We start from the raw sequence: 13,042 nt of genomic DNA, 5'->3' as shown, positions 1-13,042 counted from the left end.
AGGCGTGCGCAGGCTAGAGCGAACGCAGGACTGAGACGACCTTGCCCATGATGGTGGCGTGGTCGCCCAGGATTGGTTCGTACTGCGTGTTCTGGGGGAGCAGCCAGGTGTGTCCGTCGCGCTGGCGGAACGTCTTCACGGTCGCCTCGTCGTCCAGCAGGGCAGCAACAATGTCCCCGTTGGCAGCGTCAGCCTGCCGCCGCACCACCACCCAGTCGCCGTCGCAAATGGCGGCGTCCACCATGGAGTCACCGGCCACCCTCAGCATGAAAAGTTCGCCCTGGCCCACCAGCTGGCGGGGCAGCGGCATGACGTCTTCCACGAGCTGTTCGGCGAGGATGGGGCCGCCGGCGGCAATCCGGCCCACCAGCGGAACCATGGCCGTATCCAGCGCGGTGGGCAGTTCGGTGACCGTGGCGCCGCCGCCCGCAGCCTGCGGCGCAGGAGACGCGCCGGCGCCTTTGCCCCCGCCGTCGAGCGTGAGCGGCATCAGCACTTCCATGGCGCGCGGCCGCTTGGGGTCGCGGCGCAGGTAACCCAGCTTCTCCAACTGTGAGAGCTGGTGGGTCACGCTGGACAGGCTCGCAAGGCCGACGGTATCGCCGATCTCGCGCATGGAGGGCGGATAACCGTTCTCGTTGACCGAGCGCTGGATGGTTTCGAGGATCTTTTTCTGCCGTGGGGTCAGGCCCTTGGCTGTCCTCTTGGATTGCGGGGCGGTCCTGCCCCCGGCGGCTGCTGCTGCCATATTCGCCAATGCCTTTCGCTTGCCGCCGGATCTTCCGTGTGCGGCTGTTCCACAGTGCCGCCGGAAGGACTCCCACTGTCATTGTCAGACCCTGCTGTTCAACTTCAGTGGTGGATGTTCTGTGGTTTCAAAACTAGGCCAGCCACATTGCTTTTTCAAACATTTGTTCTAGCGAGTCTCGACATTGTTCGTTGATAGGTGCTAAAACTTAACAAGCAAAGTTCGAACATGTGTTCTAACCAGCAGGTGCCCCATTCGAATACGCGGCCGGGAGAAGTCCCGGCGCGATATGAACGGCAAGGCAGCAGCGGGCGGACACCCGGGCAGCACGGCAAGTCCAGGAGGGCTTAGTTCATGTCAGCTTTATCTCTTCACCAGGTTTCACCTTCGTCCGCACCCCTGCGGCTGACCCGCCGGGGGAGGATCGTCCTGATCGGAGTTCCGCTCGTGCTCCTGGCTGTACTCCTGCTGTCGCTTTCGGGCCTCTTCCACTCCCCGGCCAAGGCCTCGGACTCGGCCGCCGACCTTGCCGTGACGCCCACCGTCACGGTGACCGTGCAGTCCGGCCAGTCGCTGTGGGCCATTGCGGGCGCCGTCGCTCCGGACCGGGACGCCCGGGACGTCGTGGCGGACATCGTCCAGCTCAACAACCTTGCCGCGGGCACCGTTCTTCCGGGCCAGCAGCTCTTCGTCCCCACTCACTGACCGTCCCCACTCACTGACCGTCCCCGCCCACTGACCGGCCGCCCACTGACCGGCCGCCCACTGACCGGCCGCCCACTGACCGGCGCCACCCCTGAGTTCGTGGCCTCTGCGAGGGTGGCCTGCCTGGCTGGCTGGCAAGCCCTGGAGCGGGCCGCCGCGGGACATGCCGAGGGCGAACAGGAACCGTCACATTTTCCGGTCGTTGCCGCGGCAACTAAACTGTTCAGGTGAACGACCAGCTAGAACGTCTGAACCGGCTTCCCCTCCGCAGCAACCTCCGCGGCCTGACCCCTTACGGGGCGCCCCAACTGGACGTCCCCATTCTGCTGAACGTCAATGAAAACACCCATGGCGTCCCCGCCGACGTGCGCGCAGCCATCAGTGCCGCCGTGACGGAGGCCGCTGCGGGTCTAAACCGTTACCCGGACCGTGAGTTCACCGCGCTCCGGAAGGCCCTGGCCGAATACCTCGGGCATGGGCTCCATGAAACCAACCTGTGGGCCGCCAACGGTTCCAACGAGGTCCTCCAGCAGATCCTCCAGGCCTTTGGCGGTCCGGGCCGCACCGCACTGGGTTTCCCGCCCACGTACTCCATGTACCCCCTGCTGGCCAGCGGAACAGACACGCAGTACATCACCGGGGAGCGCGCGGAGGGCTATGACCTCAGCGCGGAGTCGGCCGCGCGCCAGGTCAAGGAACTGCAGCCGAACATCGTGTTCCTCTGCTCGCCCAACAACCCCACCGGGACCGGACTTGGGCTGGACGTCGTGGAGGCCGTCTACGAGGCCGGTTCGGACAGCCAGGCCATCGTCATAGTCGATGAGGCGTACCACGAGTTCGCGCACGACGGAACGCCCAGCGCGCTGACGCTCCTGCCCGGCCGTGAGCGGCTGATCGTGTCCCGCACCATGAGCAAGGCGTTCGCCCTGGCGGGGGCCCGGCTCGGCTACATGGCCGCTGCACCCGAGGTCACCGACGCCCTGCGCCTGGTCCGCCTGCCGTACCACCTGTCCGCCATCACCCAGGCCACCGCCCTGGCCGCACTCGAACACCGCGAAGCGCTCATGGCCGACGTCGAGGACATTAAGAAGCAGCGGGACCGCATCGTGGCCGAACTGACCAGGATGGGCCTCAAGCCCGCCGCGTCGGACTCCAACTACGTGTTCTTTGGCGGCCTGGAAAATCCGCACCAGGTCTGGCAGGAACTGCTGGACGCGGGCGTGCTCATCCGGGACGTGGGCATCCCCGGCCACCTCCGGGTCACCGCAGGCACTGAGGCGGAAACCACAGCCTTCCTCACGTCCCTGGAACGCATCCTTGCCGGCCACGCCGCGCTTCACGCCTAGACTTGATACTGCGGCGCTGGTCGCCTTGAACCACTCCTTCTCCCACTAAGGATCCTTCACCATGAGTCCAACCGGATCGAATACGGCTGCTGCCCGGACCGCCCGCATGGAGCGTGCCACCAGCGAGTCCTCCGTACTCGTGGAGATCAACCTCGACGGAACCGGCGTGTCGGACATCGATACCTCGGTGCCGTTCTATGACCACATGCTGACCGCCCTGTGCAAGCACTCGCTGATCGACATGACGGTCAAGGCCACCGGCGACACCCTCATCGACGTCCACCACACCGTGGAGGACGTCGCCATCACCTTCGGCGAGGTCCTGCGGACCGCCCTGGGCAACAAAGCAGGGATCCGCCGGTTCGGCGAAGCCACCGTGCCGCTGGATGAGGCCCTTGCCAATGCGGTGGTGGACGTGTCCGGCCGCCCGTATCTGGTGCACGGGGGTGAGCCGGCGGGCCAGGAATACCACCTGATCGGCGGCCACTTCACCGGGTCCCTGACCCGCCACGTGTTCGAGGCCATCACCCTGCACGCCGGCATCTGCCTGCACATGAACGTGATTGCCGGCCGGGACCCGCACCACATCGTCGAGGCACAGTTCAAGGCCTTTGCCCGCGCCCTCCGCGCCGCCGTCGAACCGGATCCCCGGGTTGAGGGCATCCCGTCCACCAAGGGTGCGCTGTGAGCGGGCAGGTCCTGAAGGACGGGGCAATCATCGACCCGTCGGCGTCGCGCAGCCTGCCGTCGCCGGAGGGCAAGCCCACGGTCACGGTGCTGGACTACGGGTCCGGGAACGTCCGCTCGGCCGTGCGCGCGCTGGAACGTGCCGGCGCGGAAGTGGTCCTGAGCGCCAAGCCGGAGGACGTGCTGAACGCGGACGGCCTGGTGGTGCCGGGCGTCGGCGCGTTCGAGACCGTGATGCGCGAGCTCAAGGCCGTGGACGGCATCCGGCTCATCGGCCGGCGCGTGGCAGGCGGCCGCCCGGTCCTTGGGATCTGCGTGGGCCTGCAGGTCCTGTTTGAAGCCGGCGTCGAACACGGCACCGAAGCGCAGGGCATCGGCGAATGGCCCGGCAAGGTGGAGGCACTCCCCGCCGAAGTTGTTCCGCACATGGGCTGGAACACCGTCAAGGTCCCCGAAGGCTCGAAACTCTTTGCCGGCGTCGAAAATGAGCGGTTCTACTTCGTGCACTCCTACGGCGTGCAGGAATGGAACTTCGACGTCATCCAGCCCCGGATGGCGCCGCCCCTGGTTACCTGGTCCGAGCATGGCGGACCGTTCATCGCCGCCGTAGAAAACGGCCCGCTCTGCGCCACCCAGTTCCACCCCGAAAAGTCCGGCGATGCCGGTGCGCGGCTCCTGCGCAACTGGGTGGAAGGCCTGCGCAAGCCGGCCGCCGCTGACTCCGGCGCCCCGGCCGCCGACGCCGGCAGTGACGCCTAGATGTGGCCCGTACTCCTGACGGGCCTCGCCGGCCTGCTGATTGGCGGCGGCATCTCGTTCCGGCAGCAGCGCAAGCCCCCCTGGACCCAGGTGGCCTTTTATATCCTGGCCGCCATGTCGCTGGTCGCCGCCTACCTGCTCACGCTGCCGGCCGGCTGATCCAGGGGCTCCGCGGCACTGCCTGAGCGCGCCGACTTCCACCCGCCTTTGCCCGAAACCGAAGAACCAACACCGAGGATGAGTATGACCACCGCACATGACCTGCCGGTACTTGAACTGCTGCCTGCCGTCGACGTCGTCAACGGCCAGGCCGTCCGGCTGGTCCAGGGCGAGGCAGGAAGCGAAACCAGCTACGGAACGCCCCTCGAAGCGGCGCTGAACTGGCAGCAGCAGGGCGCCGAATGGGTTCACCTGGTGGACCTTGACGCAGCGTTTGGGCGTGGCTCCAACGCCGACCTGCTCCGCGAGGTGGTGGGCAGGCTGGACATCAAGGTGGAGCTCTCGGGCGGCCTCCGCGATGACGAGACCCTGGAAGCAGCCCTCGATTTGGGTGTGGCACGCGTCAACCTCGGGACCGCGGCACTGGAAAACCCGGAGTGGACTGCCCGGGCCATCGAGCGCTTCGGCGACAAGATCGCCGTCGGCCTTGACGTCCGGGGGACCACCCTGGCCGGCCGTGGCTGGACGAAGGAAGGCGGGGACCTGTGGGACGTGCTGGGCCGCCTCGAAGAGGCCGGCTGCGCCCGCTATGTGGTGACCGATGTGACCAAGGACGGCACCCTGCAGGGCCCGAACGTTGAACTCCTGCGCCAGATGGTGGAGAAGACCGGCAAGCCCGTGGTGGCCTCCGGCGGCATCTCCAGCCTGGACGACCTCAAGGTCCTCCGCTCGCTGGTTCCCCTGGGCGTCGAAGGCGCCATTGTGGGCAAGGCCCTCTACGCCGGAGCCTTCACGCTGCCCGAAGCCCTCGACGTCGCCGGCCGCCGCTAGGCGCGGGGAAGCAGCCCGGCCATGCCCAGCTCCGAAGAACCGGTAAACCCTCCCGCCCGCCACCTGCCCGGACATATCGCGGCGGCGCTGGCCGGCGCCGGTGGTGCCACGGACTCCGCGGGACAGCCATGGGCCGGCCGCAGCCTCGCCGGTGAGGACGCAAAGATCCACAACTTCGAGGACGACGACGGAACGGCCGACGCCGGCTACCTCGGCGCAATTGCCGCGCTCCGCCAGGGGCGGGGCGACGAGGCTGACGTCGTTGCGTCGCTGGCCACGGCCCGGGTCTTCATTCCCATCGTGGCGCAGCTGGCTGAAGAGGCAGAAACAGAGCACGGGCTGCACGCCGACAAACAGGCGGATATGGCGCTGGTGACGCTGAAGGCTGCGGACGGACGGACTGCGCTGCCGGCCTTCACCTCGGCGGACGCATTGTCCGCATGGCATCCCGAGGCCCGTCCGGTGGCCGTCTACGCCGCCCGCGCGGCGCTCTCGGCCGTCGCCGAAGGTGCAGAACTCCTGGTCCTGGATCCGGGCGCCGACGTGACGTTCGTGGTGCGCAGGCCCGGTGTCTGGGCCCTCGCCCAGCAGCATGGCTGGACCCCTTCCTACAGTGACCAGGAGCTTGCCGCCGAAATGGGCACCGCTGCCGCCGGCTTCGCGGCTGTCCGCGGCATCGAGCTGCTGCCTGGCAGGGGAGTGGCCGCCATGGCCGCCGACGGCTCTGTTGTTCCAGGCGGTGGTGCCGGGCCGGAGCTGCAAGTGGTGCTTTACCTTGAAGACGGCCTCGACGCTGCCGGTGTGCAGGAGCTGGTGGCCGGCCTGCAGTCAGAGTGGTCACAGAATGTATTGTTTGGGGAGCGCGTCGACTCCCTTGAAATCAAACTGAGGCGCGCTCCCGATTAACCGCTGCAGGGTGGGTGATCCCCGCCGGTACAGCGGAATACCCTGAAGGACCGCTTCGTGAATTTCGCTCTCTACCGGGAGTTGCTCGCCATCCGGCCGATCCGGCGGCTGCTGCTGGTGGGCATGGTTGCCCGCATCCCGCATTCAGCCGCGGGGGTCCTGCTGACCCTGCACATTGTCCTCACCCTGGGCCAGGGCTACGCCGCAGCCGGCGCTGCAGCGGCGGTCATGACCATCGGCATTGCCCTCGGGGCGCCGTGGCGGGGGAGGCGCGTGGATACCGTGGGGTTGCGGACCGCCCTCATCCCGTCGGTCATCTCGGAGACCGTGATCTGGTCCATCGTGCCCCATGTGTCGTACCAGTGGCTCCTGCCGCTGGTCTTCGTGGGCGGCCTGCTCACATTGCCCATTTTCAGCGTGGTGCGGCAATCCCTGGGTGTCCTGGCCGAGGGTGACCAGCGGCGCACCGCGTTTGCCCTGGACGCCATCACCACGGAATTCGTGTTCATGATCGGGCCGGCCGCCGGCGCCGTCGTAGCTACCCGCGGCCACACTACTGCGGGACTGACAGTGGTGGGCGTGGCTACGTCCCTCGCCGGGCTGTTCCTCATGTGGTTCAACCCGCCCACCCGCAGCCGGGACCAAACGGTCGAATGCGTCGAGGATGAACAGCACGCTGCGGAAGTCGCCGTCGTCTCCACGGCACCGGCGCATGTCCAGGAAGCGGCCGCGGAGCTGGCCCCTGCGGGCGCGGCCACCAGCGCGGCGCAGGGCGGCCTGCGGGGGAGGCTGGCCGGGGGCTTCGCCTGGTTCACCGCCACGGTCGCGGCACTCTTCGCCGTTGCCGCCGGCGCGGGCATGGTCCTCAGCGGCACCGACGTCGGCATTGTCGCGGCCCTGGAAACCGGCGGCCACCAGAGCGAAATCGGAATTGTCTTTGTCTTCTGGTGCGCTGCCTCTGTGCTGGGCGGCCTGATTTACGGCGCCATGCACCGGCCCATTCCACCTGTCATCCTGCTGCTGGGCATGGCCGCGCTGACGCTGCCCATGGCCTTCGCCCACGACACGTGGACGCTTGCCTTCATATCCGTCCTCCCCGGCCTGCTCTGCGCCCCCGTGCTGTCCGCGGCCTCCGAGAAGGTCGCGGACCTGGTATCGGAGGAACGGCGCGGGGAGGCCATGGGCTGGTACGGTTCCGCGCTGACCGCCGGCGTTGCGCTCGGTTCGCCCCTCGCCGGGGTCTTCATCGACATCATGGGCCCCTCCGGCGGCTTCGTGTCCGTCGGCGCCGCCGGCGTGCTGCTCTGCCTGGTGGGCCTAGCGCTCCAGCAGCGCCGCCGCCGCGCCGCCGCCTGAGCGGCCCCGTCCAGCGGGGAGTTAAAGCGCGACGGCGGGACAGCCTGCAAAGGCCGTCCCGCCGTCGGACGCTGCTTGGGGGAGTTGCTCCCTAGTTCACGGCCCCGGTGTACTTTTCACCCGGGCCTTTGCCCGGTGCATCCGGAATCAGCGACTCTTCACGGAAAGCCAGCTGCAGGGACCGCAGGCCGTCGCGCAAGGGCCCGGCGTGCTGGGACCCGATCTCGGGGGCGGCTGCGGTCACCAGGCCGGCCAGCGCGGTGATCAGCTTCCGGGCCTCGTCGAGGTCCTTGAGTTCGGCTGCGTTGTCCTCTGCGGCCAGGCCAAGCTTTACCGCGGCCGCGCTCATCAGGTGGACGGCGGCCGTGGTGATGACCTCGATGGCGGGAACTTCGGAGATGTCGCGGATCTGTTGTGAAACGTCTGCGCCTGCTTCGCCCGGCTCGAAGACGTACGAATTACTGTCTGAGGTGCTCATACTGGTAAGCTTGACACAGACCGACTGGATGTCGTTATTTCAGAGATTGTCCCAAACGATCAGGTTCCCAACAGCGCTTCGCGGCGTTGACGGGAATTTTTTCTGTAGAATGGCTTCCAGTTTGCAAGCGGAGTTCTCTCCCACCCGCGTCAGCCGCTGTCCCACCCGTTCCTTTGGAACCTGCAGGGACGCAAGGTTGCCGGGTACCTGGTTGGGCATGGGCCGGCATTTGCCGGGACCGTGCGCGTGCAGCCCTTTGCGGGGTTGCCGGTCCAACCTCTTTGAGGCCTTCGATTGCTCCGGCAATTGGGGGCCTTCTTCATTTGCCGGACTCAACAACAAACACAGGAGCTTTAACATTAGCGAGCCAAGAATCAATGAGCGTATCCGCGTCCCCGAGGTGCGGCTGGTCGGCCCTGCAGGTGAACAGGTAGGAATCGTCCGTATTGAGGATGCCCTGCGCCTGGCTGCCGAGTCCGACCTTGATCTCGTTGAAGTTGCACCTCAGGCGAAGCCTCCGGTGTGCAAGCTGATGGACTTCGGCAAGTACAAGTACGAGGCCGCAGTCAAGGCACGTGAGGCCCGGAAGAACCAGACGAACACGGTTCTGAAGGAAATCCGCTTCCGCCTGAAGATCGACACCCACGACTACGAGACCAAGCGCGGCCACGCCCTGCGCTTCCTCGGCGCCGGGGACAAGGTCAAGGCCATGATCCAGTTCCGTGGCCGTGAGCAGCAGCGTCCGGAGATGGGCATCCGCCTGCTCCAGCGCTTCGCGGACGACGTCGCCGAAGTCGGCGTGGTGGAGTCCAGCCCCCGTATCGACGGCCGCAACATGGTCATGGTGGTTGGTCCGCTGAAGAACAAGGCTGAGGCCAAGGCGGAAGCACGCCGGGCAACCCAGCGCGCCGAGGCCAAGGCCCAGAACGAAGCCAAGGCTGCGGGACGGGTTGACACCTCCGGCGAGGACCAGGCCCCCATGACCCAGTCACTGGCGGACCTCCTGCCGGAAGGCTTCACCGTCTCCACTGAACCGGAGGCACCGGCCGCGGACAGCGCCCCGGCTGAAGCCCCTGCTGCCGCTCCCGAGCAGGAAGCCCCCAAGGCCCCCGCTCCGAAGCAGGAAGCTCCGAAGCAGGAAGCCCCGAAGGCCGAAGCCCCCAAGGCTCCCGCTCCGAAGCAGGAAGCTCCGAAGCAGGAAGCCCCGAAGGCCGCCGCTCCCAAGGCTGCTGCACCGAAGGCCGCCGCTCCGGCGCCCAAGCCTGCAGCTGCCGCCAAGCCGGAAGCTGCCGCACCGTCGGCGCCGAAGCCGGCTGGTGTGCCTGCGCCGCCGAAGCCGGTGGCCAGGCCTGCTGCACCGAAGCCTGCTGCCCGCCCTGCCCCCAAGGCAGTGCCGAAGCCGGCCGGTAAGAAGACCAACTAGTTCACAGCTGCCGGGGCGTGTCCCCGGCAGTCAGCAACCAGCATGCTGCCCGCAGGGGTGGCTGCGCGATAGAACTGCCGGCCCCCGGGTCCGCAGAAACGTAAGGAGATCGGTTCCCATGCCGAAGATGAAGACCCACAGTGGTGCTAAGAAGCGCTTCAAGCTGACCGGCAGCGGCAAGCTGCGCCGCCAGCAGGCCAACCGCCGCCACTACCTGGAGCACAAGTCCAGCCGCCTGACCCGCCGCCTTGCCGGCGACAAGATCGTCTTCAAGGGCGACGCCAAGGTCATCCGGAAGATGCTCGGCATCTAGTTTCCAAGTTTATTGATGGACCGCCCACCGGTGGTCCGTCACCTGCCAAACAGCCTTCTCAGGCCGCCGGAACACCGGCAACAGATGCTTGGGATCAGATTTTCGAAGGAGTACGCACGTGGCACGTGTGAAGAGGGCGGTCAACGCCCACAAGAAGCGCCGGGTTGTTCTTGAACGGGCGAAGGGTTACCGCGGACAGCGTTCGCGCCTGTACCGCAAGGCCAAGGAACAGCTGCTGCACTCGTTTGTGTACAGCTACGGTGACCGCAAGAAGAAGAAGGGCGACTTCCGCCGCCTGTGGATCCAGCGCATCAACGCTGCGTCCCGCGCCAACGGCCTCACCTACAACCGCCTCATCCAGGGCCTGAAGGCCGCTGAGGTCGAGGTTGACCGCCGCATGCTGGCCGAGCTTGCCGTTTCTGACGCCAACGCCTTCGCCGCACTGGTCCAGGTGGCCAAGGACTCCCTGCCGGCAGACACCTCCGCCAAGAAGGTTGCCGCAGCCTAGCAGCCGCTGCCGCCCCTCGCCTGAGGGGCCAGTTCAGGAACTGGAAGCGTCAGCTACTACAGTTCTTGTATGAACGAAACCGGGCGCCCGCAAGATCTTCCACTGTCCAACCCCCGAGCCGATCGGGTCAGGGACGTGGCAAAGCTTGCAGGGCGCCCGGCCCGTTTAAAGCGTGGCCAGTTCCTTGCCGAGGGGCCGCAGGCGGTCCGGGAAGCCCTCAAGCTCCACCAGCAGCGCCTCGCGGCGGGAGCGCCCGGAGTGGTTACCGAGGTATTCGCCAGCGAAAGCTGCCTGGACCGCTTCCCCGAATTTGAACAGCTCGCCGAAGGCACCAACGCCCGGCTGGCCACCGATGAGGTCCTGGCGGCCATGGCGGACACCGTCAACCCGCAGGGAATCGTGGCCGTCTGCAGGTTCGTGGACGTTGAGCTGTCGGCCGTGCTCGACGCCGGTCCGCGCCTGATTGCCGTGCTGTGCCAGGTCCGGGACCCGGGAAATGCAGGAACCGTGCTGCGTGCGGCCGATTCGGCCGGCGCCGACGCCGTCATTTTTACAGCGTCCAGCGTGGATATCTACAATCCCAAGGCGGTCCGCTCCACCGCAGGGTCGCTGTTCCATCTTCCGGTCGTCCTGGCCGCAGATCCCGCGGAACTGGCTGCCGCCTGCAAGGCCCGGGGCATCGGCGTCCTCGCTGCCGACGGTTACGGGCAGCTGGACCTGGATGTCCTGCAGGACGAGAACGCGCGGCGCAGGCTCACCGGGGACGGCCCTGAATCCGCCTTTGACCTCGCTGCGCCGACCGCCTGGTTCTTTGGGAATGAGGCCCAGGGACTCTCGGATGAGGAGCTTGAACTGGCCGACCACCGGGTGGCGGTCCCGGTGTACGGCGCGGCCGAAAGCCTCAACCTTGGAACCGCAGCTACCGTGTGCCTCTACGCCAGCGCCCGATCCCAGCGCCGCCCCGATACTGCCGCCGGGCAGGTCAGCGCCGGGTAAGGGGAGCACGACGGCGGCCGGCGGCCCGCGCCCGGCCGCACTCCCGGTGCCCGCATGCACATCCGCGGAGCAGCATTGTTGCCGGGCACAAAGAAAGGCCCCGGAAATCCGGGGCCCGATGGTTGTTGCTGGACAGAGTTATCAGGGAGCGCGGCTGGCTTTTCCGCGTCCGGTGACGGCTCCGTAGATGCCGGCGACAACCAGGCCGCCGACGATAGCGAGAATCCAGGTGCCGAGGTCGAAGAAGGCAAGATCGCCCTTGTTGAACAGGAGGCTGCCAATCCAGCCGCCAACGATGGCTCCAACGACACCCAGGATGAGGCTGGTAACCCAGCCGCCGCCGACCCGTCCGGGCATAACGGCTTTAACGATGGCCCCGACAATCAGGCCCAGAATAATCCAAGCAAGAAAACCCATGTCTCCTCCTCATTGTGACCGGGATTAATAGTCCCGATGAGCCTCAAGCTAACATAAGCACCCCGCAAAGTCAGTAGCCCCAAAAAGGGCGTTGCCGCATCGTTAGGAGCGTGTATCGGCGGGGAGTTTCAGGGGCCGTGGCCGCGGGGCGCGCAGTGGGCCACGGCTTAGCCCGCCAGCGGCCTCTTGCGTTCCAGCAGGCCGCTGAGGAGGGCGACGCCGAAACCGAGGACGGCCAGGACGGCGCCGACGAGTGCCGGGGCAACAAAGCCCCACCCGAGGGCGATGACCACTCCACCAAGGAACGCGCCGAGTGCGTTGGCGACGTTGAGGGCGGCATGGTTGAGGGAAGATGCCAGCGACGGTGCATCCGGGGAGGCGTCGAGGAGCCGGGTCTGCAGGGCAGGGATCAGCATGGAACCGGAAGCTCCCACCACGAACACCATCACCATGGCGCTCCACTGCCAGTGGGCTGCCACCGCGTAAACCACCAGGGCCACGGCAATGGCCGGGAGGACCCGGTAGAGGGTGCCCATTACCGATTTGTCGGCCAACCTGCCACCCACGATGTTGCCGGCCACCATCCCCAGTCCGTACAGGGCCACCACCAGGGGGAGCAGCCCCGACGGGATGCCGGCCACGGCCGTCATGGTGTGCGCGATGTAGGTGTAGGTGGCGAAGAAGCCGCCGAAGCCCACGATGCCCACCAGGAGGGCCAACCAGACCTGTAGCCGCTTGAGGGCGCCAAGTTCGCGACGGATGCTGGCATCGGGGTGGGCCTGCTGGAACGGGACGAACTTCCACACCATGGCCAGGGCCACCAGGCCGATGGCGCCCACCAGGACAAACAGCAGGCGCCACCCGAAGGTTTGGCCCAGCCAGGTGGCGAACGGGACGCCCACCACGTTGGAGACACTGAGCCCGGCCATGACCATGGAGATGGCCCAGCCCCGCCGGGTGGGGGGAACCAGGGATGCAGCGATGACGGCAGCAACTCCGAAGAACGCCCCGTGGGGCAGCCCGGCGGCAAAGCGGGACACGAGCATCGTCCCGTAGTCAGGGGCTATGAACGAGGTCAGGTTGGCCACGGTGAAGAACAGCAGGAGGCCCAGTGCCAGTTTCTTGCGGGGCAGCCTGGCGCCGACGGCGGCAAGGAGCGGAGCGCCTACCACGACTCCCAGTGCGTAGGCGGAGATCAGGTGCCCGGCCTCTGGAGTACTGATCCCCAGGCCCTGTTCCACTTCCTTCAGCAGGCCCATCATGGTGAACTCGGTGACGCCGATGCCCACCCCGCCCATGGCCAGGGCAAAGATGGCCATGCCGACGTTGGGGGTCTTGGTGCCGGCTGCCGTGGACGGGGAAAGGACGCTGCTCATATGCCTGCTTTTCAAAAAGTGGAACTGGAACTGG

General features: G+C 67.0%; 16 protein-coding genes. 12 read left to right on the top strand and 4 right to left on the bottom strand.

The window, feature by feature from the left end:
- Positions 1-13 precede the first annotated feature (13 nt).
- The gene (gene lexA, locus BACI349Y_RS12185; protein WP_159632321.1) at positions 14-748 is read right to left on the bottom strand and encodes a transcriptional repressor LexA; all 735 of its coding nucleotides are present in this window, start codon (positions 746-748) and stop codon (positions 14-16) included.
- 354 nt (positions 749-1,102) lie between these two features.
- Here lexA and BACI349Y_RS12180 point away from each other — a divergent pair, with 354 nt between their 5' ends.
- The 8 genes from BACI349Y_RS12180 (at position 1,103) to BACI349Y_RS12145 (ending at position 7,497) form a co-directional block, all read left to right on the top strand.
- Entirely contained in the window at positions 1,103-1,453 is a 351-nt protein-coding gene (locus BACI349Y_RS12180) for a LysM peptidoglycan-binding domain-containing protein (RefSeq protein WP_159632320.1), read from the top strand.
- A 227-nt stretch (positions 1,454-1,680) separates the two neighbouring features.
- Positions 1,681-2,799, top strand: a complete 1,119-nt coding sequence (locus BACI349Y_RS12175; RefSeq protein ID WP_159632319.1) for a histidinol-phosphate transaminase — start codon at positions 1,681-1,683, stop codon at positions 2,797-2,799.
- A gap of 61 nt (positions 2,800-2,860) precedes the next feature.
- Positions 2,861-3,487: an imidazoleglycerol-phosphate dehydratase HisB gene (gene hisB / locus BACI349Y_RS12170; protein ID WP_159632318.1), complete on the top strand. Its 627-nt coding sequence runs from the start codon at positions 2,861-2,863 to the stop codon at positions 3,485-3,487.
- Positions 3,484-4,245: an imidazole glycerol phosphate synthase subunit HisH gene (gene hisH / locus BACI349Y_RS12165; protein WP_159632317.1), complete on the top strand. Its 762-nt coding sequence runs from the start codon at positions 3,484-3,486 to the stop codon at positions 4,243-4,245. Before hisB ends, hisH begins: the two co-directional genes overlap by 4 nt.
- Positions 4,246-4,404 (top strand): hypothetical protein, encoded by a 159-nt coding sequence (locus BACI349Y_RS12160; protein ID WP_201302437.1) that lies wholly within the window; start codon positions 4,246-4,248, stop codon positions 4,402-4,404.
- Between the two features lie 84 nt (positions 4,405-4,488).
- Positions 4,489-5,235, top strand: coding sequence for a bifunctional 1-(5-phosphoribosyl)-5-((5-phosphoribosylamino)methylideneamino)imidazole-4-carboxamide isomerase/phosphoribosylanthranilate isomerase PriA (gene priA, locus BACI349Y_RS12155; protein WP_159632316.1), 747 nt, complete (start codon positions 4,489-4,491; stop codon positions 5,233-5,235).
- A 21-nt stretch (positions 5,236-5,256) separates the two neighbouring features.
- Positions 5,257-6,141, top strand: a complete 885-nt coding sequence (locus BACI349Y_RS12150; protein WP_159632315.1) for an SseB family protein — start codon at positions 5,257-5,259, stop codon at positions 6,139-6,141.
- 57 nt (positions 6,142-6,198) lie between these two features.
- Positions 6,199-7,497 (top strand): MFS transporter, encoded by a 1,299-nt coding sequence (locus BACI349Y_RS12145; protein WP_159632314.1) that lies wholly within the window; start codon positions 6,199-6,201, stop codon positions 7,495-7,497.
- A 91-nt stretch (positions 7,498-7,588) separates the two neighbouring features.
- On the opposite strand, the gene BACI349Y_RS12140 is transcribed toward BACI349Y_RS12145, so the two are convergent.
- Positions 7,589-7,975: a DUF1844 domain-containing protein gene (locus tag BACI349Y_RS12140; protein ID WP_159632313.1), complete on the bottom strand. Its 387-nt coding sequence runs from the start codon at positions 7,973-7,975 to the stop codon at positions 7,589-7,591.
- A 400-nt stretch (positions 7,976-8,375) separates the two neighbouring features.
- Between BACI349Y_RS12140 and infC the strand changes: the two genes are divergently transcribed.
- From infC to BACI349Y_RS12120, 4 genes are all read left to right on the top strand, one after another.
- Complete coding sequence (gene infC / locus BACI349Y_RS12135; RefSeq protein ID WP_236560812.1) at positions 8,376-9,398, top strand: translation initiation factor IF-3; 1,023 nt, start codon at positions 8,376-8,378, stop codon at positions 9,396-9,398.
- A 118-nt stretch (positions 9,399-9,516) separates the two neighbouring features.
- Entirely contained in the window at positions 9,517-9,711 is a 195-nt protein-coding gene (gene rpmI, locus BACI349Y_RS12130; RefSeq protein ID WP_009358635.1) for a 50S ribosomal protein L35, read from the top strand.
- A 118-nt stretch (positions 9,712-9,829) separates the two neighbouring features.
- Complete coding sequence (rplT, locus tag BACI349Y_RS12125; protein WP_018763610.1) at positions 9,830-10,219, top strand: 50S ribosomal protein L20; 390 nt, start codon at positions 9,830-9,832, stop codon at positions 10,217-10,219.
- A 69-nt stretch (positions 10,220-10,288) separates the two neighbouring features.
- A complete protein-coding gene (locus BACI349Y_RS12120) occupies positions 10,289-11,215 on the top strand; it encodes a TrmH family RNA methyltransferase (RefSeq protein WP_159632312.1) in 927 nt (308 codons plus the stop codon).
- A gap of 141 nt (positions 11,216-11,356) precedes the next feature.
- Here BACI349Y_RS12120 and BACI349Y_RS12115 read toward each other — a convergent pair whose 3' ends face one another.
- Both BACI349Y_RS12115 and BACI349Y_RS12110 read right to left on the bottom strand, forming a co-directional pair.
- On the bottom strand, positions 11,357-11,632 hold the full coding sequence (locus BACI349Y_RS12115) for a GlsB/YeaQ/YmgE family stress response membrane protein (protein WP_159632311.1): 276 nt from the start codon (positions 11,630-11,632) through the stop codon (positions 11,357-11,359).
- Between the two features lie 167 nt (positions 11,633-11,799).
- Positions 11,800-13,008 (bottom strand): MFS transporter, encoded by a 1,209-nt coding sequence (locus BACI349Y_RS12110; protein ID WP_159632310.1) that lies wholly within the window; start codon positions 13,006-13,008, stop codon positions 11,800-11,802.
- Between the last annotated feature and the right edge of the window lie 34 nt (positions 13,009-13,042).

Source organism: Arthrobacter sp. 8AJ (genome assembly GCF_902506025.1).
GTDB lineage: Bacteria > Actinomycetota > Actinomycetes > Actinomycetales > Micrococcaceae > Arthrobacter.
The sequence above is the reverse complement of the archived record's forward strand: the minus strand, read 5'-3'. Positions and strand labels throughout refer to the sequence as shown.

Bases quoted from the DNA above. Each gene is read 5' to 3' on its own strand.
- lexA (WP_159632321.1), bottom strand. From the start codon at position 748: ATGGCAGCAGCAGCCGCCGGGGGCAGGACCGCCCCGCAATCCAAGAGG.
- BACI349Y_RS12180 (WP_159632320.1), top strand. From the start codon at position 1,103: ATGTCAGCTTTATCTCTTCACCAGGTTTCACCTTCGTCCGCACCCCTG.
- hisB (WP_159632318.1), top strand. From the start codon at position 2,861: ATGAGTCCAACCGGATCGAATACGGCTGCTGCCCGGACCGCCCGCATG.
- BACI349Y_RS12160 (WP_201302437.1), top strand. From the start codon at position 4,246: ATGTGGCCCGTACTCCTGACGGGCCTCGCCGGCCTGCTGATTGGCGGC.
- priA (WP_159632316.1), top strand. From the start codon at position 4,489: ATGACCACCGCACATGACCTGCCGGTACTTGAACTGCTGCCTGCCGTC.
- BACI349Y_RS12150 (WP_159632315.1), top strand. From the start codon at position 5,257: ATGCCCAGCTCCGAAGAACCGGTAAACCCTCCCGCCCGCCACCTGCCC.
- BACI349Y_RS12140 (WP_159632313.1), bottom strand. From the start codon at position 7,975: ATGAGCACCTCAGACAGTAATTCGTACGTCTTCGAGCCGGGCGAAGCA.
- rpmI (WP_009358635.1), top strand. From the start codon at position 9,517: ATGCCGAAGATGAAGACCCACAGTGGTGCTAAGAAGCGCTTCAAGCTG.
- BACI349Y_RS12120 (WP_159632312.1), top strand. From the start codon at position 10,289: ATGAACGAAACCGGGCGCCCGCAAGATCTTCCACTGTCCAACCCCCGA.
- BACI349Y_RS12115 (WP_159632311.1), bottom strand. From the start codon at position 11,632: ATGGGTTTTCTTGCTTGGATTATTCTGGGCCTGATTGTCGGGGCCATC.
- BACI349Y_RS12110 (WP_159632310.1), bottom strand. From the start codon at position 13,008: ATGAGCAGCGTCCTTTCCCCGTCCACGGCAGCCGGCACCAAGACCCCC.